The sequence below is a fragment of the Halalkalibacter okhensis genome, assembly GCF_000787375.1.
GTDB classification, from domain to species: domain Bacteria; phylum Bacillota; class Bacilli; order Bacillales; family Bacillaceae_D; genus Halalkalibacter; species Halalkalibacter okhensis.
This window is the reverse complement of record NZ_JRJU01000043.1, coordinates 1-18,561: the sequence shown is the minus strand read 5'-3', so window position 1 is coordinate 18,561 and position 18,561 is coordinate 1. Positions and strand designations below refer to the sequence as shown.

Here is an 18,561-nt window from a genome sequence, read left to right as displayed (position 1 = left end):
CCCGCTCAAAAGGCTAAAAAGCAGGCGGCGGCTCCGCACATTGCATCGAGTTTTCAAGAAAAAAGGGAAGGTCGCCCTTTTTTCTTGAAAACTCTTCGACAAAGTTCCTTTGAACGTATAAAACCTCTAAGGCTAGTGAATGATGGTAACATCTGACTACTTGGAGGGGATAGAAAGTGAGTAAAGGTACGTTAAAGCAAATTTTGTTGTTAACTGACGGTCATTCAAATCAAGGTGAGGATCCAGTGGCGATTGCTGCACTTGCTAGAGAACAAGGAATTACTGTAAATGTAATTGGTGTCGTAGATGGGAATCACCTTAATGAGCAAGGAATAGAAGAAGTTGAAGCCATTGCGATGGCAGGTGGTGGGGTAAGTCAAGTTGTTTATGCAAAGCAGTTAGCACAAACCGTTCAAATGGTCACGAGAAAAGCGATGACACAAACGATTCATGGTGTGGTCAATAAGGAGCTATCACAAATTCTTGGTGGAAATCAGGAGATGGAAGACTTATCTCCGGCTAAAAGGGGCCAAGTGATGGAAGTAGTAGATGAGCTTGGTGAGACGATGAATTTGGATGTGCTCATTTTAGTAGATACAAGTGCTAGTATGAAAAATAAACTACCGATGGTTCAAGAAGCATTAACGGATTTATCTATTAGTCTTACATCGAGAATGGGAGCAAACCGTTTTGCTTTGTATTCATTTCCCGGGAAGAAAAGGGATATTGATAAGTTGCTTGATTGGTCGCCCCAGCTTAATTCACTTTCAGGAATATTTCAAAAGCTGTCTTCTGGTGGAATTACTCCAACAGGTCCTGCTCTGCAAGTTGCCCTGCAGAAGTTTGCGAAGTCAGGCTCAAGAAGGAGTTTGATGGCTGGTGATGAAGAACAGCTACTCGAAGAATCAGGCATGTAAGTTACAAGCAGGAGCCAAAATTGTTGGGAAATGGCATAGTCAACCCTATAAAATTATCCGTCCGCTTGGGGCAGGGGCAACAGGATCGGTTTACTTAGCTGATTCAGCTAAAGGGCTGGTTGCTTTAAAAGTAGGGATGGATAGCATGTCAATTACATCAGAGGTGAATGTATTAAAGCATTTCTCGAAGGTTCAAGGACAAATTCTTGGACCTTCTTTGCTAGATGTCGACGATTTGGTTACATCAGAAGGAACCTTTCCGTTTTATGTGATGGAATATTTAAAAGGGACACAGTTTATCGAGTATATGCAAAATAAAGGAACAGAATGGCTAGGAATTTTAATGATCCAGTTGCTAGGCGACTTAGACCGGCTGCATGCAGCAGGTTGGGTATTTGGGGACTTAAAGCCAGATAACGTTTTAGTTGTCGGCCCGCCGGCTCGCATTAGATGGCTTGATGTAGGAGGCACGACATTAATTGGCCGCTCCATTAAGGAATATACTGAGTTCTATGATCGGGGTTATTGGGGACAAGGCTCACGAAAAGCGGAACCTAGTTATGATTTATTTGCAGTAGCTATGATGATGATCAATTGTGCCTATCCAAACCGGTTTGAAAAGCAAGGAGAAAAGCCACTTTTACAGTTGAAACAACGAATGGATGAAAAGGCGATGCTTATCCCTTATCGTGATGTTATGTTAAGGGCAATGCAAGGAAAATATCAATCAGCGATAGAGATGAGAAAGGATATGGTTAAAGCTGTATCAAAAAGTTCGAGCTATAAACATATCCCAGCAAAAGAGACACGAAAGCAGAAAACAAAGAAAAACCAGGTGAATGTTTCACGCAAGCAAGGAGCAACAAAAAAGGAAAAGAAATCCTCTTACTTTGTTGAAATCTTCCTGCTTTCCTCTTTTCTTCTATTAGCTTATATCCTATACTTATTTGGACAAATGATGTAGGAACGAAGGAGAAATATCATGAATGCCGATCGGATGATGGATATATGTTTGCTTGCAGGTGAAATAATGCTTACATATGGAGCGGAAACGTATCGAGTGGAAGAGACGTTGGAGCGAATGGCCAAATCAGCGCAGTTTAAAAATGTTCATAGCTTTGTGACGACAACAGGCATCTTTCTTTCGTTTGAGGATGAAGGAAAGGGAGATATCATGCAAATGATCCGAGTTGATGATAGGCTGCAAGATTTAAATAAAGTAACGCTTGTAAATCAAGTATCAAGGGAATTTGTGAGTCGAGCTATTACAGATGATGAGGCACTTAAAAAGCTTGAGGAAATAGCAAAAGCACCAATGAACTACTCGCCGCTACTCCTACACTTCTCCTCTGGAATTGCTGGTGGTGCTTTTTCCTATTTGTTCGGCGGTAATTTATATGATACGGTTCCCGCGTTTATTGCAGGTTTTTTTGCCAGTTGGTGCATCGTATTGATTCAAGATTATACAAAGGTCAAGTTCTTTGCCGAATTCATGTCAGCATTTTTAGGTGGAACGGTTGCGATCTTTCTCGTACTTTTAGGACTTGGTGAAAATTTAGATCAAGTCATTATAGGGACGTTAATGCCATTGGTCCCTGGCATCCCTTTAACAAACGCTGTTCGAGATTTAATGTCAGGTGATCTAGTTGCTGGTGTTAGCCGCGGTGCAGAAGCAGTCATCACAGCGCTGTCGATTGCAACTGGAATTGCACTAGCGATCGCTCTCTTTTTATAGAGGTGGATTCGGGAGGAAAACAATGATTATTGAGTTAGTATTTTGTTTTTTTGCTACAGTCGCATTTGGTATTATTTTTAATGTTCCAAAGCGTGTTCTATGGATGGGTGGAGCTATTGGAGCTCTAGCATGGTATATCTATTCATTGTTGCCAACACTAGGGATGTCCGATATTTTTGCTACGGCAGTGGCTTCATTTATTTGTGCGACGGTTGCTCATCTATTAGCGAGGAAATTTAGAGTTCCAGTCACAACGTTTAGCATTCCAGCCATCATCCCTTTAGTTCCGGGAAGTCGAGCGTATTTTACGATGCTTGCTTTTGTAGACGGAGATTATTTGAATGGGTTGCAATTAGGAATTGAAACGATGCTTAGAGCTGGAGGCATTGCAGCAGGGCTTGTGTTTGCTTTATCGATATTCTCCATTGGTAAAGGAGGGATTGGACAGCGCTATGAAATCAGACGTCCATAATTTTATAAAACGGCATCATCTATTTGAAGATTGTAAGCTTGTCATTGTTGCTGTTTCTGGCGGTCCAGATTCGATGGCTCTTCTTCATTACCTTTGGTCAAATCAAGAATATTATCAAATTGAAATCGCGGCATGTCATGTTCATCACCAGCTAAGAGGGGAAGAATCAGACGAGGATGCTCGTTATGTCGAGCATTTCTGTCAAGAGCGTGGTATCACCTTCCACGAAAGACGTGTTAATGTGAAAGAGTATGCATCTGAGAAGAATGTGGGGACTCAACTAGCGGCTAGAGAACTGCGGTATTCTTATTTTGAAGAGCTCCTGTCGCGCTACTCGGACAGTGCTCTTGCAACAGGCCATCATGGTGATGATCAAGTAGAGACTGTACTTATGAAAATGGTTAGAGGGAGCCTCCCCTTATTTACATATGGAATTCCAGTCAAACGTAAAATGGGTCAAGGTGTAATAATTCGTCCATTTTTAGGAATAACTAAAGAGAAGATTGAGCAATATTGTATAGAAGAAGCATTGTATCCAAGGCGGGATTCAAGCAATGAATCAACTGTGTATACAAGGAATCGTTTTCGTAAAGTGGTGTTGCCTTTTTTAAAGGAAGAGAACCCACTCATTCACACCCATGTGCAAAGAAAGTATGAATGGGAAAACGATGATCAAGATTTATTGATGGCTTTAGCAGAAGAAGTGAAATCTACTATTATTACAAAAAAAAGTGAACGAAACGTTACAATTTCCCGTATCGCTCTTCTTAATGTAGCCCTCCCTTTACAAAGAAGGGTGATTCATCTAATATTAAATTATCTTTACGGGAAAAATTCACCATTGATTACGTCTATACATATTGAGCAAGTACTCGACATGGTTCAATACGGAAAGCCATCAGCCGATCTTCATTTGCCAGACTCCACCCTCATCCGACGTGAGTATGACTTGTGTCATTTTACGAAAGATTCTATAGATGAGGGGGAACAAGCCATCGAGTTGCTTTCTATTCCTGGGAGCCTTTCTACGAAAACCTGGGTTATTGAGTCATATGTGACTGAAGATAAGGATATAGTGGAAAGGGACAACCAAATTATTTTGGATTATGAGGCTGTGTCGGAGCCGTTATTTGTTCGAAGCAAAAGGGCATCCGATCGTATGACATGTCGAGGGATGGATGGGACAAAGAAAGTAGGACGACTATTTATTGATAGGAAAATCCCAAAGCAAGAAAGAAAGCAGTGGCCCATCATTATTGATGGTGAAGGAAACATTGTATGGGTGCCATTTTTACACAGGTCTAAAGTGGGCCATGTTGGACACGATACAAAAAAGGTATTAGTTTTAACAAGCTACAGAAATATACGACCTGATGAAAAGTAGGAGGTTTGTTTGACATTGATAAGGGATGAAATTAAAGAAATACTTATTTCTGAGGAACAAATACAGGAAAAGTGTAAAGAGTTAGGGAAACAGATTACAGAAGAGTATGATGGGAAGTTTCCATTGGTTATTGGTGTGTTAAAAGGTGCTATGCCATTTATGGGTGATTTAACAAAGCGAATTGATACACATATCGAAATGGATTTCATGGATGTGTCTAGTTACGGAGCCGGAATGGTTTCTTCAGGAGAAGTGAAAATTGTAAAAGATTTAGATACATCTGTTGAAGGCCGTGATGTACTTATCTTAGAAGATATTATTGATAGCGGACTCACTCTTAGCTATCTTGTGAAGCTTTTTCATTACCGGAAGGCCAAATCAGTAAAAGTAGTAACGCTTTTAGATAAGCCAGAAGGAAGAAAGGTTGATCTTGTTCCCGATATTGCTGGATTCACAGTTCCTGACGAGTTTGTTGTTGGTTACGGACTTGATTTTGCAGAACGATATCGTAACCTGCCTTACATAGGTATATTAAAGCCGGAAATTTATGAGAGTTAATGTTTGTGAACAAAAGAACTATTATGGTACGATAAACAAAGCTGTATTGCCGTGGGAGGAGGTCAAGGATGAATCGTATATTCCGTAATACTATTTTTTATTTACTTATCTTTCTCGTTATTATTGGAATTGTAAATGTCTTTAGTACTGATCAAGCACAAGTTGAAAATGTTACGTTTACAGACTTCATTGAAAGACTTGAGCAAGGTCAGGTTACTGAGCTTTCCGTTAAGCCAGTAAGGCAAGTTTATTTAATACGAGGACAATTTACTGACCAACAAGAGGGAGAATTTTTTGAAACATATGTGCTACAAAGTGAGCAAACTGCAGACCTTCTATTTGGACCTGAAGGAGCAGCAGGTGGTTTTGATGTAGATGTTCAACCTGCTGATGAGACAAGTGGTTGGGTTACGTTCTTTACATCGATTATTCCTTTCATCATTATCTTCATCTTATTCTTCTTCTTATTAAGCCAAGCTCAAGGCGGTGGTGGCCGTGTCATGAACTTTGGTAAGAGTAAGGCGAAATTAGTAAGTGATGATAAGAAGAAAGCGAAGTTTAAAGATGTTGCAGGGGCAGATGAAGAGAAACAAGAGCTTGTTGAAGTTGTTGAATTTTTGAAAGACCCACGTAAGTTCTCTGCTATTGGTGCGCGTATTCCAAAAGGGGTTCTTTTAGTTGGACCTCCAGGAACAGGTAAAACCTTACTTGCGCGAGCGGTTGCTGGTGAAGCAGGCGTACCGTTCTTCTCCATTAGTGGTTCGGACTTCGTTGAAATGTTTGTTGGTGTCGGTGCATCTCGTGTACGTGACTTGTTTGAGAACGCGAAAAAGAATGCACCATGTATTATCTTTATTGATGAGATTGATGCAGTTGGTCGTCAGCGTGGAGCTGGACTTGGTGGCGGACATGATGAGCGTGAGCAAACGTTAAACCAATTGCTAGTAGAGATGGATGGTTTTAGTGCGAATGAAGGAATCATTATCATCGCAGCGACTAACCGTGCTGATATTCTAGATCCAGCCTTATTACGTCCGGGACGTTTTGACCGTCAAATTCAAGTGAACCGTCCAGATGTTATTGGTCGTGAACAAGTACTTAAGGTTCATGCGCGTAATAAGCCATTAAATGATGATGTCAACCTAGAGGCTATTGCCGCTAGAACGCCAGGATTCTCTGGAGCGGATCTTGAAAATCTCTTAAATGAAGCTGCCTTAGTAGCTGCAAGGGATAACAAGACGAAAGTAAGTATGATTCATATTGAGGAAGCGATTGACCGAGTTATTGCTGGACCGGCGAAGAAAAGTCGTGTCATTTCTCCGAAAGAAAAGAACATTGTTGCGTGGCATGAAGCAGGTCATACCGTTGTTGGTGTGAAGCTTGAAAACGCCGATATGGTTCACAAAGTGACGATCGTTCCTCGTGGAATGGCAGGCGGATATGCGGTTATGCTTCCTAAAGAAGACCGTTATTTCATGACAAAGCCAGAGCTTCTTGATAAGATCATTGGATTGCTTGGTGGTCGTGTTGCAGAGGAAGTGCAATTTGGTGAAGTGAGTACAGGTGCTCATAATGACTTCCAGCGTGCAACAGGGATTGCTCGTAAAATGGTAACGGAATATGGAATGAGTGAGAAGCTTGGTCCGATGCAATTCGGTTCCAATTCAGGTGGGCAAGTGTTCCTAGGCCGTGATATTCAAAATGAGCAAAATTACAGTGATGCATTTGCACATGAAATAGATTTAGAAGTTCAACGTATCATTAAAGAGTGTTATGACCGTTGTAAGCAAATTTTAACGGAAAACAAAGACAGCTTAGATTTAGTTGCTGAAACATTATTGAAGCTGGAAACACTTGATGCAGAACAAATTAAATCATTAATTAATGAAGGCAAGCTTCCTGATAACCATCATACGAATAAATATTTAGATGGTGGCAGTGAGGCGGATATGAAGGTGAACATCAATTCTAAAAAGGATGAAGATATAACTCCTGAAGAGTCTGATGATAAAAAAGAAGAAGAGCCTTCAACAGAAGATAAGAAAAAAGATGAATAAGCTTTTAGGGGATGTCAATTTGGCATCCTCTTCTTATTGTTTTGGGCATTTCTTTTAAGTGAATCGTAAGTGCAAATGGAAGCATAAAAATGATGCTTGTTTTATAATGAACATTGGTTAAATCAAAATGGCCTGTCTGTTATTGTGTTTATTTGCACAAAATAAGAGAGATAGCCTTTAGTATAGAGAGAAGTTGGCGGTGAGTACATATGATAATGGTAGTAGATGTAGGGAATACAAACATTGTCTTAGGAGTCTATAAGGGGAAAGAGTTGCACTACCACTGGCGAATTGCAACAAGTAGACAAAAAACTGAAGATGAATGGGCTATGTCGTTAAAAGGCTTATTCGAACATGAAAAATTATCTTTTGAAGAAATAGAAGGGATCATTATTTCCTCAGTTGTTCCCCCCATTATGTATACATTAGAACTAATGTGTAAAAAGTATTTTGGTATTAAACCAATGGTCATTGGTCCAGGGATTAAAACAGGATTAAATGTTAAATATGACAATCCGAAAGATGTTGGGGCAGACCGGATTGTCAATGCAGTGGCAGCTATTCAGTTATATGGCAGTCCGCTAATTGTTGTTGATTTTGGTACAGCAACGACGTATTGCTATATTAATGAGGAACGACAATATATGGGTGGAGCGATCTCGCCAGGAATTTCGATCTCGACGGAAGCCCTATACACGAGAGCGTCGAAATTACCAAGAATTGAGATTGCCAAGCCGAAGAATGTACTAGGAACAAACACAGTCCATGCGATGCAAGCAGGGATCTTTTATGGTTATGTTGGTCAAGTGGACGGTATTGTAAAACGAATGAAAGCCCAAGCAAAAGAAGTTCCAACCGTCATTGCAACAGGAGGAATGGCTTCATTGATTGCGTCCGAAACAGAGACCATTGATGTAGTTGAACCGTTTTTAACGTTAAAAGGGTTACAAATGATTTACGAAAAAAATGCTTAGAAAAGAAGGGACCTATCATGATGGAAGATTATTTAATTAAAGCAATTGGATTTGAAGGGAAAGTAAGAGCGTACTCGTTAGTAGCAACAAATATGGTTAATGAAGCAGTGCGAAGACAAGGAACTTGGCCAACAGCATCAGCAGCATTAGGTCGAGCAATGATGGCGAGTACGATGATGGCCACGATGTTAAAAGGGAATTCCAAGCTGACGGTTAGGATTGAAGGGAAAGGGCCAATCGGAGCTATTGTCATTGATGCGAATACACATGGTGAGACTAGAGGTTATGTAACCAACCCTCAAACTCACTTTGATTTAAATAGTCAAGGAAAATTGGATGTTGCTCGTGCAGTTGGTACAGATGGATTTCTTTCGGTTGTAAAAGATTTAGGATTGAAAGAAAATTTCACTGGTAGTGTTCCCCTTGTATCAGGTGAACTAGGAGAAGACTTTACGTATTATTTTGCCTCATCTGAACAAACTCCTTCTTCTGTCGGTGTAGGAGTGCTTGTGAATCCAGATAATTCGATTTTGGCAGCTGGTGGATTTATTATTCAAATCATGCCAGGGGCGAATGATAGCGTTATTGATGAGATTGAAAAGCGTCTTTCCGCGATCCCGCCTATCTCAAAACTTGTAGAGGCTGGCATGCCACCAGAAGAAATGCTCTATGCACTACTTGGTGATGAGAATGTAAAAATCCTAGATAAGCTCCCCATTGCATTTAAATGTCAATGTTCAAAAGAGCGGGTTGAAAATGCGATTATCAGTTTAGGGAAAGAAGAAATTCAGGCAATGATTGACGAAGACGGGGGTGCCGAAACGATTTGTCATTTCTGTAATGAGGTATATACATTAACAGGTGATGAGTTACAAGAACTAATGAAACAGGCGTAATAAGAAGCCCTACAGCTTGAAAAAAATAGGGAAATTGTAACATGTTGATTGACTTATCAGAAAACGTTTGATACTATAATCTTAATAAAACCAATAAAGTTACTAGGGATTGAGGAGGCGTCGTTATGAAAGTTGTAAATTCAGTTACAGAACTTATCGGCCAAACACCATTAGTGAAATTAAATCGTCTTGTATCAGAAAAGCATGCAGATATTTATTTGAAATTAGAATATATGAACCCAGGAAGCAGTGTAAAAGATCGTATTGCTCTTGCAATGATTGAAGCTGCTGAAAAGGCTGGTCTATTGAAGCCTGGCGTAACAATTGTTGAGCCTACAAGTGGGAACACGGGTATTGGACTTGCGATGGTTGCAGCTGCAAAAGGATATAAGGCTAAGCTGGTTATGCCTGAGACAATGAGTATGGAGCGTCGTAATTTATTACGTGCTTACGGTGCAGAATTAGTATTAACGCCAGGTCCTGAAGGCATGGGTGGAGCGATTCGCAAAGCGACAGAGCTTGCAAAAGAAGACGGCTATTTTATGCCACAACAATTTGAAAATGAAGCAAACCCTGAAATTCACCGGAATACAACGGGTAAAGAACTTCTTGAGCAAGTTGACGGACAAATTGATGGCTTTGTTTCTGGAATTGGAACAGGTGGAACGATTACAGGTGCAGGTGGGTTATTAAAGGAAAACTTCCCGAATCTTCACATTGCAGCAGTGGAACCACAAGATTCACCAGTTCTTTCTGGTGGAAACCCTGGTCCACATAAAATTCAGGGAATTGGTGCAGGGTTTGTACCAAAAATCCTGAATACGGACATTTATGATTCCGTTATTCAAGTTTCAAATGAACAAGCATTTGAATATGCACGTGCGGCAGCGCGTGAAGAAGGAATCTTAGGTGGTATTTCTTCTGGTGCAGCAATCTATGCAGCGCTTCAGCTTGCTGAGAAGCTTGGACCAGGAAAGAAAGTAGTAGCGATTATTCCTTCAAACGGTGAGCGTTACTTAAGTACACCACTATATCAATTTGAAGACTAATGGAAGAAGAAAGACTATGAGGAAAAGCCTCATAGTCTTTTTTTATTCTAAAGGTGAATTGAAATTTAACGCGGTGGAAAGATAAGAGGTGATTAGTGATGAGGAGGGCATACGAAAAGTGAGTGAAATTATTATTATTTTGCTTAGAACCATTGTAGTGTTTGTCATCATTCTAACATTTTTTAGATTTATGGGTAAAAAAGAGTTAGGAGAACTAAGTTTACTAGATATTATAGTTTCTCTTATGATTGCAGAACTAGCTGTTATTGCTATTGAAGATCCTGAAGTATCAATGGCAAGGGGGATTGCCCCTATTTTCTTGTTAATATTAATTCAAGTAACCCTTACGACTATGAGTTTAAAAAATCAACGATTTAGAGACCTTATAGAAGGCCGACCAGTTATGATTATAGAACATGGAAAAATCAATCAATTAAATATGAGGAAGCAGCGGTACAACCTTGATGATGTCTTATTCCAATTAAGAGAAAAAGGAATTTCTGATATTAGACAGGTTGATTTTGCTATTTTAGAAAGGTCAGGAAGCTTATCGATTTTTCGGAAGGAAGATGATAGTAGCCCTTTTACACTGCCTTTAATTCAAGATGGAGTCATCCAAGACGACCACTTAGAGGTTATTAAAAAAACAAAAGAGTGGTTGTTATCTGAGCTAGCCAAACAAGGATACGAGCATATTAAAGATATCTTTTATTGTAGTTATATGAAGGGGCAATTTTTTATTGAAGAAAAAGATAAAACAAATACTGTAGAGTAGGAAGAATTTGTTTTTACCTCTTTATCGTTCTCATGTAAAATAGACAAAAAGGAATGGAGACGGGAGTTGAAGGCATTGCAACAAAATAAGATGAGACGTCTAAACCGAACAAGTAGAGTAAAGTCTTTCTCTCTTGATAAGGAAAGATGGTTTGAACGTTACCGAACATTAGCGGCAAATGAACCTCAACATGTTCTTTTAGAGAGTGGCAGAGGTGGGCGTTATCATATAATGGGGTTAAGGCCGTTTGCAACGGTATCTGGAAAAGGCCAGACGTTGTCGATTGAAAAAGATGGACAAGTCGAAACGAAAAATGGTCCGTTACTAGAGAGTTTAAAAGAAGTTCTTGCGCCGTATGCACAGGATACCATTCCAGAGTTACCGCCGTTCCAAGGGGGAGCGATTGGATACTTCTCGTATGATATCGTTCGAGAAATCGAGAAGCTACCTGAATTAGCAAAAGATGATTTAGCCTTACCGGATGTTTACTTTATGCTTTTTAACGATGTGTTTGTTTATGATACAGACAAAGAAGTGATGTGGGTAATCGTTCATGGACATAAGGATGACGGGGATGTATTAGATAAAAAAGTAGCGCAATATGTTAGCCAATGGAAAGAAGAGCGCCAGGAAAAGGTAGTGCGAACTAGAACAAAGAAAGAGAACGGATCCTTCGTTTGTGCTTCTCTTTCTGAAGATGCTTTTGGCGCAGCTGTTGAACGTATAAAGGAATACATTGCTTGCGGTGATGTCTTTCAAGTTAATCTTTCGGTTAGGCAATCAAAGAATATGGCAACCGAACCTTTTCATGTGTACGAGGTGTTACGTAAACTAAATCCGTCTCCGTATATGAGTTATTTACAAACGCCTCAATTTCAGTTTGTCAGTGCCTCGCCTGAGTTATTAGTAAAAAAGAATGGATTGGAGTTAAGTACAAGGCCTATCGCTGGGACACGGTCACGAGGGAAGGGCGAGCAAGAAGACCAACAGTTAGCGGATACGCTAATAAACAATGAAAAAGAACGGGCAGAACATGTGATGCTCGTTGATTTAGAAAGAAATGATTTAGGTCGTGTTTCGGCTTATGGAACGGTCGAAGTCGATGAGTTAATGGTAATAGAAAAGTACTCACATGTAATGCATATTGTCTCCAATGTAAAAGGGACGTTATCGGATCAACATGACCTCTATGATGTCATTCGGGCCACATTTCCAGGGGGTACAATTACTGGTGCACCAAAAGTGAGAACGATGGAAATCATAGAAGAGCTTGAACCTGTACGTAGAGGCATTTATACTGGTTCTATAGGTTGGATTGGATTTGATGACAATATGGAATTGAATATAGCCATCCGGACAATGGTATGTAAAGATGGTCAAGCCCATGTGCAGGCGGGGGCTGGTGTTGTCATCGATTCGGTCGCAGCGAATGAATACAAAGAGTCATTAAAGAAAGCTAGAGCCCTTTGGCATGCTCTAGAGACTAGTGAAGAAAGAGTTGAGTAAAGAGGTTGTTAGATCGAGCTGAGGAGGAATTTTAATGATATTAATGATTGATAACTATGATTCTTTTACGTATAATTTGGTTCAATATTTAGGGGAAATGGGTCACGAATTAGTTGTAAAGCGTAATGATCAAATTACGTTAGATGAAATTGAAAAGCTAAGCCCTGATTTTATTATGATTTCACCAGGGCCAAAAAGCCCTGACGAAGCGGGAATTAGTTTAGAGACCATTAAGCACTTCGCTGGGAAAATCCCGATTTTTGGTGTTTGTCTTGGTCATCAATCTATTGCTCAAGTTTTTGGTGGAGATGTCATTCGTGCAGAACGTTTGATGCACGGGAAAACGTCAGATATTACGCACAATAATGAAACCATTTTTAAAGGGTTACCTTCCCCGCTAACGGCAACAAGGTACCATTCTCTTATTGTGAAGAAAGAAACACTACCAGATTGTTTTGTCATCACAGCTGAAACAGCTGATGGGGAAATTATGGCGATTCGCCATCGGGACTTGCCGATTGAAGGGGTTCAATTCCATCCAGAATCAATTATGACAGCAGAAGGCAAACAACTGTTGCGCAATTTTATAGAAACGTATGACAAGGAGAAATCAACGTGTTCGTTTATGTAAATGGTCAGATTGTAAGTAAAGAACAAGCTGTCATTTCAGCTTTTGATCATGGATTTATGTACGGTTTGGGCCTGTTTGAAACGTTTCGCGTTGATGATGGTCATCCATTTTTACTGGATGACCATTTTCGACGTTTACAGGCTGGCTTAAAGACATTAGGAATTAGCTGGTCAATGGGTCGTGAAGAAATTCTAAGGGTCATCCAACAATTATTGAAAGCGAATAACTTACAGAGTGCTTATGTAAGGTGGAATGTATCTGCTGGAAGGCAAGATCTTGGGTTGTATACAGGAGAGTACGAGGAGCCAACGGTCATTGTTTATATGAAACCTCTCCCAACGACTCAAGCTGCTTGTAAAAAAGCAAATGTTCTAACGATCAAGAGAAATACACCTGAAGGTTCCATCCGTTTAAAATCACATCATTATTTAAACAATGTATTGGCCAAACGAGAAATAGGCGATGATAGTAATGTGGAAGGGATTTTTTTAACGGAGGCTGGCTTTATTGCAGAGGGAGTTGTTTCTAACCTCTTTTGGGTGAAAGACCAAGTTGTTTACACGCCGGCAGTAGAAACGGGGATTTTAGATGGGATCACACGACAGTTTATTTTAGCCTTACTCGAGGAAAGCGGAATTGCTTATGAGGTGGGTTTTTATCGTCCGGATGATGTACTGAATGCAGATGAGGCCTTTATTACGAATTCAATTCAAGAGATTGTTACCTTGTCTTCTTTTAATGGCAAGCTATTTCAGGAAGAGGCTATGTTGGCAAAGTGGTTAAAGCAACAGTTTCATGCTTACCGGAAGCAGCTTTGGAGTAAATTAGAGCTTAAAGGAGGAACTCGATGGAACGTGTAATCAAGCAACAGCGTACACAAATTATGGGGATATTAAATATCACGCCAGATTCATTTTCTGATGGAGGAAGGTATACGGAAGTTGAACTTGCTGTCAGACGGGCACAACAACTTGTCGAAGACGGGGCTGGCATCATTGATATTGGTGGTGAATCAACAAGGCCTGGGGCGAAGCAAGTAAGTGAGTCAGAAGAATTAAGGCGTGTCATCCCAATTATAGAGGCGGTAGCAAAAGAAGTGCATGTTCCCATTTCAGTTGATACATACAAAGCCGAAGTAGCCAGACAAGCAATTGAAGCGGGTGCTTCTATTATTAATGACGTCTGGGGTGCGAAATGGGACAAAGATATGGCGGGTGTTGCTGCAGATTATCAAGTTCCGATCATCCTGATGCATAATCGCGATAATGCAAACTACGACAACTTGATGAGCGATATGATTAATGACTTACAAGAAAGTATCTCTATCTGTTTAGATGCTGGTGTAAAGAAAGAGAACATTATATTAGACCCGGGTATTGGATTTGCTAAAAGCCATGAGGACAATCTTGAAGTTATGAGAAACTTAGATGTGATTGTAAAAATGGGTTATCAAGTGTTGCTAGGCACTTCTAGAAAATCGCTAATTGCCAAAACATTAAACCTCCCTGTTGATGAGCGCGTGGAAGGGACGGGAGCGACGGTCTGCTTTGGAATCATGAAAGGTTGTCAAATGATGCGTGTTCATGATGTGAAGGAAATGTCTAGAATGGCTGTCATGATGGATGCGTTAATGGGGGACGGTAATGATGGATAAAATATATATGAACCAACTAGCTTTTTACGGGTATCATGGAGTTTTTCAAGAAGAAAACAAATTAGGTCAGCGATTTTTAGTTGATTTAGTCTTAAATCTCGATTTAAAAAAAGCAGGAACGACTGATGATCTTCAGTCAACGATAAATTATGGAGATGCGTATCAACGAGTGAAAGGTGTTGTTGAGGGAAAACCCTATAAACTTGTGGAATCCGTAGCTGAGCAGATTGCAAGTGATTTATTAGGGGCTTATGAGCTATTACAGGAAGTAACAGTCAAAGTGATAAAGCCGGACCCGCCGATACCAGGACATTATCACTCTGTTGCTGTAGAGATTACGAGGTCGCGATTATGATGCATAATGTATATATAGCATTAGGTTCTAACATTGGTGATAGAGAGGATCATTTAGAAAAAGCCATTCAGTTACTTGAAACTCAAGATGAAATGAAGCTCATTAAGCGCTCCTCCATTTACGAAACGGAGCCAGTTGGATATGTCAATCAGCAGTCTTTTTTGAATATGGTTGTGAATATAAAAACAACAAAAACAGCAAGAGAGGTATTGGATGTAACTCAGTCTGTCGAGCATCACTGCGGGCGTGAGCGAGGTATTAGATGGGGACCTCGGACGATAGATCTTGACATATTACTGTTTGACGAAGAAAAGATGATGTTGGAGAACCTAGTAATTCCTCACCCAAGAATGTGGGAACGGGCATTTGTCATTGTCCCACTAATGGAAATTCATCCAACACTTTACGCAGAGCATCTTGGTCAAACGATACAAGAAGTTTATGATGAACTACCAGATAAAGAAGGGGTAAGGATATGGAATCCACAAACTACAGCAAAAAAATAAGAGCTTACCGCAAGCTCAAAGGATATACGCAACAGGAATTTGCAAAACAAGTAGGGATGTCTGTGTCTGTTCTAGGTGATATTGAGAGAGGCAATCGCGAACCAAACGATACGATGCTAGAACAGATGGCAAAGGTATTAAATATTTCTAAGTATCAATTGCTTTAAAGGTAGACCGTTTTTTGGGGAGGTGAAACCTATGTTAAAGATCGGAAATATTGAAATGAAAAACCAAGTCGTACTTGCGCCGATGGCTGGCGTTTGTAATCCTGCTTTCCGATTAATTGCCAAGGAATTCGGTGCTGGTTTAGTATGTGCAGAGATGGTAAGTGACAAAGCAATTTTGCACGGGAATGAGAAATCACTAAGTATGTTATATGTCGATGAGCGTGAGAAGCCATTAAGCTTACAAATTTTTGGTGGTGAAAAAGACACACTTGTTGAGGCTGCTAAATTTGTTGACCAAAACACGAATGCAGATATTATTGACATTAATATGGGGTGCCCTGTTCCGAAAATTACGAAATGTGATGCGGGGGCTAAATGGTTACTAGACCCAAATAAGATATATGAAATGGTTGCAGCAACAGTTGATGCTGTAAATAAGCCTGTAACGGTAAAAATGCGAATTGGTTGGGATTCTGATCACGTCTACGCAGTAGATAATGCTCGTGCAGTTGAACGTGCAGGGGGCAGTGCAGTCGCTGTGCATGGCCGTACACGAGTACAAATGTATGAAGGTGAAGCGGACTGGAGTATTATTAAGGATGTAAAAGAAGCGGTGAGGATTCCTGTTATCGGAAACGGAGATGTGCAAACGCCGCAAGATGCTAAACGCATGCTAGATGAAATTGGTGTGGATGGTGTCATGATCGGACGTGCTGCATTAGGGAATCCATGGATGCTGTATCAAACGATTCAATACTTGGAGAATGGTACTCTTGCAGATGAACCAACTCCACGAGAGAAAATCGATGTCTGTATGCTACATTTGGATCGTTTAGCTAAAATAAAAGGTGAAAATGTCGCGGTTCGTGAAATGCGTAAGCATGCGGCTTGGTATTTAAAGGGGATGCGTGGAAATGGCCATGTTCGCGATAAAATTAATAGCTTTGAATCAAGAGAGGATGTAGCGAATACTCTTTATGCATTTGTAGAGGAATTAGAAGCTCAAATGGTTGAGCAATCAAGTGCTGTTTGACTTTTCCAAGAGACTTCACTATAATTCGTTTGTAATTATTAAACTGTCAGTGTGATACGCTGGCAGTTTTTCTACATATAAAAACAGACAAACTAGGCTAAAATGATTGATGATAGAGGAGATGATGTAGATGACTCAAGAGCTTGAGTTAAATGATCAGCTAACGGTTCGTAGGGACAAGTTAGCAAAATTACAAGAACAAGGACAAGATCCTTTTGGCGGACGTTTTGAGCGCTCACATACGGCTATTTCAATGAGTGAGGCATTCGGTGAGCGAACAAAAGAGGAGCTAGATGAAGCGGGTCATGAAGTGATTCTTGCTGGACGTATTATGACAAAACGTGGCAAAGGAAAAGCTGGATTTGCTCATATTCAAGACCTAACAGGACAAGTCCAAATCTATGTTCGTAAAGACGCAGTAGGTGACGAGCAATATGATTTGTTTAATACGATTGATATTGGTGACCTAGTTGGGGTGACTGGAACAGCATTTAAGACAAAAGTAGGCGAACTTTCCATTAAAGTTACGAATTTTCAACTGCTTTCTAAATCACTACGACCGTTACCTGATAAATTTCATGGATTAAAAGATGTTGAACAGCGCTATCGCCAACGTTATGTCGACCTCATTGTTAACCCAGAGGTAAGAGATACATTTGTTTTACGTAGTAGAATTCTTCAATCCATGCGTCGTTATTTAGATTCAAAAGGATATTTAGAAGTGGAAACTCCGACAATGCACTCGATTGCAGGAGGAGCTTCAGCTCGTCCATTTGTTACGCATCACAATGCACTGGACATGACTCTTTATATGCGAATTGCCATCGAGTTACATTTGAAACGCTTGATCGTTGGTGGCTTAGAGAAAGTTTATGAAATTGGTCGCGTGTTCCGTAATGAGGGTGTATCTACGCGTCACAATCCTGAATTCACAATGATTGAGTTGTACGAGGCCTATGCTGATTATCAAGATATTATGAAATTGACAGAAGAGCTTGTTGCTCAAATTGCTAGAGAAGTACTGGGAACAACTAAGGTTACTTATGGTGAATACGAAGTAGATTTAGAGCCAAAGTGGAAACGAGTTCACATGGTTGATGCGATAAAAGAAAAGACTGGTGTTGATTTCTGGAAGGAAATGACTGACGAAGAGGCTCGGGCCATTGCAAAAGAGCATAATGTACATGTGAAAGAAACGATGACATATGGACATGTTGTTAATGAGTTCTTTGAGCACTTTGTAGAAGAAGATTTAATCCAGCCAACTTTTATTTACGGTCACCCTTTAGCTATTTCTCCATTAGCTAAGAAGAATCCAGAAGATCCTCGTTTTACTGATCGCTTTGAGTTGTTTATTGTTGGTCGAGAACATGCGAATGCATTTACAGAGTTAAATGATCCGATTGATCAGCGTGAGCGTTTTGAACAGCAGCTTGTTGAGCGTGAGCAAGGGGACGATGAGGCCCATATGATGGATGAAGATTTCGTAGAGGCGCTTGAGTATGGTATGCCACCTACTGGAGGTCTAGGAATTGGGATCGATCGCTTAGTGATGCTATTGACGAATTCTCCTTCTATTCGCGACGTTCTTTTATTCCCACAAATGCGACACCGTGAGCAAGGGGAGTAAGACGGTTTTATTTTAGTCGATAGAGGGTAGATGATTAGGGCATGATTTAGGTTAATATAGCTTGAATTCATGTCCTTTTCTTTTAGTAAATCTCTTTGTTGATATTTCATATAATATTTTTTAGAAAAAGGGTTGCATTTAAAAAACAGGGATGGTATATTATTTCTTGTCGCCAAAACGATTTGAAAAAGTAACAAAAAAACAATTTGACATTACATTTTGATTTTGTTATGATAATCAAGTCGCTGAAACGACGCATTAG

Annotated in this window: 20 protein-coding genes; all 20 read left to right on the top strand. The window is 40.1% G+C overall.

The annotated features are described in order from the left end of the window. Positions 1–176 precede the first annotated feature (176 nt). A complete protein-coding gene (locus LQ50_RS20605; protein WP_034633014.1) occupies positions 177–917 on the top strand; it encodes a VWA domain-containing protein in 741 nt (246 codons plus the stop codon). Further along, positions 883–1,881, top strand: coding sequence for a serine/threonine protein kinase PrkT (gene prkT, locus LQ50_RS20600; RefSeq protein WP_034633012.1), 999 nt, complete (start codon positions 883–885; stop codon positions 1,879–1,881). The genes LQ50_RS20605 and prkT overlap by 35 nt, the downstream gene beginning before the upstream one ends. 18 nt (positions 1,882–1,899) lie before the next feature. Beyond that, the gene (locus LQ50_RS20595) at positions 1,900–2,652 is read left to right on the top strand and encodes a threonine/serine exporter family protein (RefSeq protein ID WP_034633010.1); all 753 of its coding nucleotides are present in this window, start codon (positions 1,900–1,902) and stop codon (positions 2,650–2,652) included. Positions 2,653–2,674: 22 nt separating this feature from the next. Further along, positions 2,675–3,124 carry a threonine/serine exporter family protein gene (locus tag LQ50_RS20590; protein WP_034633000.1) on the top strand — a complete coding sequence of 150 codons (450 nt, stop codon included), beginning with the start codon at positions 2,675–2,677 and terminating at the stop codon, positions 3,122–3,124. Next, positions 3,105–4,508: a tRNA lysidine(34) synthetase TilS gene (gene tilS / locus LQ50_RS20585; RefSeq protein WP_034632998.1), complete on the top strand. Its 1,404-nt coding sequence runs from the start codon at positions 3,105–3,107 to the stop codon at positions 4,506–4,508. Before LQ50_RS20590 ends, tilS begins: the two co-directional genes overlap by 20 nt. 18 nt (positions 4,509–4,526) lie before the next feature. Continuing rightward, positions 4,527–5,066, top strand: a complete 540-nt coding sequence (gene hpt, locus LQ50_RS20580; protein WP_034633067.1) for a hypoxanthine phosphoribosyltransferase — start codon at positions 4,527–4,529, stop codon at positions 5,064–5,066. Positions 5,067–5,134: 68 nt separating this feature from the next. Beyond that, positions 5,135–7,123: an ATP-dependent zinc metalloprotease FtsH gene (gene ftsH / locus LQ50_RS20575; protein WP_034632996.1), complete on the top strand. Its 1,989-nt coding sequence runs from the start codon at positions 5,135–5,137 to the stop codon at positions 7,121–7,123. 209 nt (positions 7,124–7,332) lie between these two features. Continuing rightward, positions 7,333–8,097, top strand: coding sequence for a type III pantothenate kinase (locus tag LQ50_RS20570; RefSeq protein WP_034632994.1), 765 nt, complete (start codon positions 7,333–7,335; stop codon positions 8,095–8,097). Positions 8,098–8,117: 20 nt separating this feature from the next. Continuing rightward, positions 8,118–8,993, top strand: coding sequence for an Hsp33 family molecular chaperone HslO (hslO, locus tag LQ50_RS20565; protein WP_034633064.1), 876 nt, complete (start codon positions 8,118–8,120; stop codon positions 8,991–8,993). Between the two features lie 125 nt (positions 8,994–9,118). Continuing rightward, positions 9,119–10,042, top strand: coding sequence for a cysteine synthase A (cysK, locus tag LQ50_RS20560; RefSeq protein ID WP_034632993.1), 924 nt, complete (start codon positions 9,119–9,121; stop codon positions 10,040–10,042). A 118-nt stretch (positions 10,043–10,160) separates the two neighbouring features. Further along, entirely contained in the window at positions 10,161–10,817 is a 657-nt protein-coding gene (locus LQ50_RS20555) for a DUF421 domain-containing protein (RefSeq protein ID WP_034632991.1), read from the top strand. A 90-nt stretch (positions 10,818–10,907) separates the two neighbouring features. Then, positions 10,908–12,323, top strand: coding sequence for an anthranilate synthase component I family protein (locus tag LQ50_RS20550; RefSeq protein ID WP_034633056.1), 1,416 nt, complete (start codon positions 10,908–10,910; stop codon positions 12,321–12,323). Positions 12,324–12,357: 34 nt separating this feature from the next. After that, positions 12,358–12,954 carry an aminodeoxychorismate/anthranilate synthase component II gene (gene pabA / locus LQ50_RS20545; protein ID WP_034632989.1) on the top strand — a complete coding sequence of 199 codons (597 nt, stop codon included), beginning with the start codon at positions 12,358–12,360 and terminating at the stop codon, positions 12,952–12,954. Beyond that, positions 12,939–13,814, top strand: coding sequence for an aminodeoxychorismate lyase (gene pabC / locus LQ50_RS20540; RefSeq protein WP_034632988.1), 876 nt, complete (start codon positions 12,939–12,941; stop codon positions 13,812–13,814). The genes pabA and pabC overlap by 16 nt, the downstream gene beginning before the upstream one ends. Continuing rightward, positions 13,802–14,608, top strand: a complete 807-nt coding sequence (folP, locus tag LQ50_RS20535) for a dihydropteroate synthase (RefSeq protein ID WP_034632986.1) — start codon at positions 13,802–13,804, stop codon at positions 14,606–14,608. The genes pabC and folP overlap by 13 nt, the downstream gene beginning before the upstream one ends. Beyond that, entirely contained in the window at positions 14,601–14,963 is a 363-nt protein-coding gene (gene folB, locus LQ50_RS20530; protein ID WP_034633054.1) for a dihydroneopterin aldolase, read from the top strand. Before folP ends, folB begins: the two co-directional genes overlap by 8 nt. Continuing rightward, positions 14,960–15,469 (top strand): 2-amino-4-hydroxy-6-hydroxymethyldihydropteridine diphosphokinase, encoded by a 510-nt coding sequence (folK, locus tag LQ50_RS20525; RefSeq protein WP_034632985.1) that lies wholly within the window; start codon positions 14,960–14,962, stop codon positions 15,467–15,469. The genes folB and folK overlap by 4 nt, the downstream gene beginning before the upstream one ends. Further along, entirely contained in the window at positions 15,439–15,636 is a 198-nt protein-coding gene (locus LQ50_RS20520; RefSeq protein ID WP_034632983.1) for a helix-turn-helix domain-containing protein, read from the top strand. Before folK ends, LQ50_RS20520 begins: the two co-directional genes overlap by 31 nt. A 31-nt stretch (positions 15,637–15,667) precedes the next feature. After that, positions 15,668–16,669: a tRNA dihydrouridine synthase DusB gene (dusB, locus tag LQ50_RS20515; RefSeq protein ID WP_034632981.1), complete on the top strand. Its 1,002-nt coding sequence runs from the start codon at positions 15,668–15,670 to the stop codon at positions 16,667–16,669. Between the two features lie 130 nt (positions 16,670–16,799). Then, the gene (lysS, locus tag LQ50_RS20510) at positions 16,800–18,299 is read left to right on the top strand and encodes a lysine--tRNA ligase (RefSeq protein WP_034632979.1); all 1,500 of its coding nucleotides are present in this window, start codon (positions 16,800–16,802) and stop codon (positions 18,297–18,299) included. Positions 18,300–18,561: the final 262 nt, after the last annotated feature.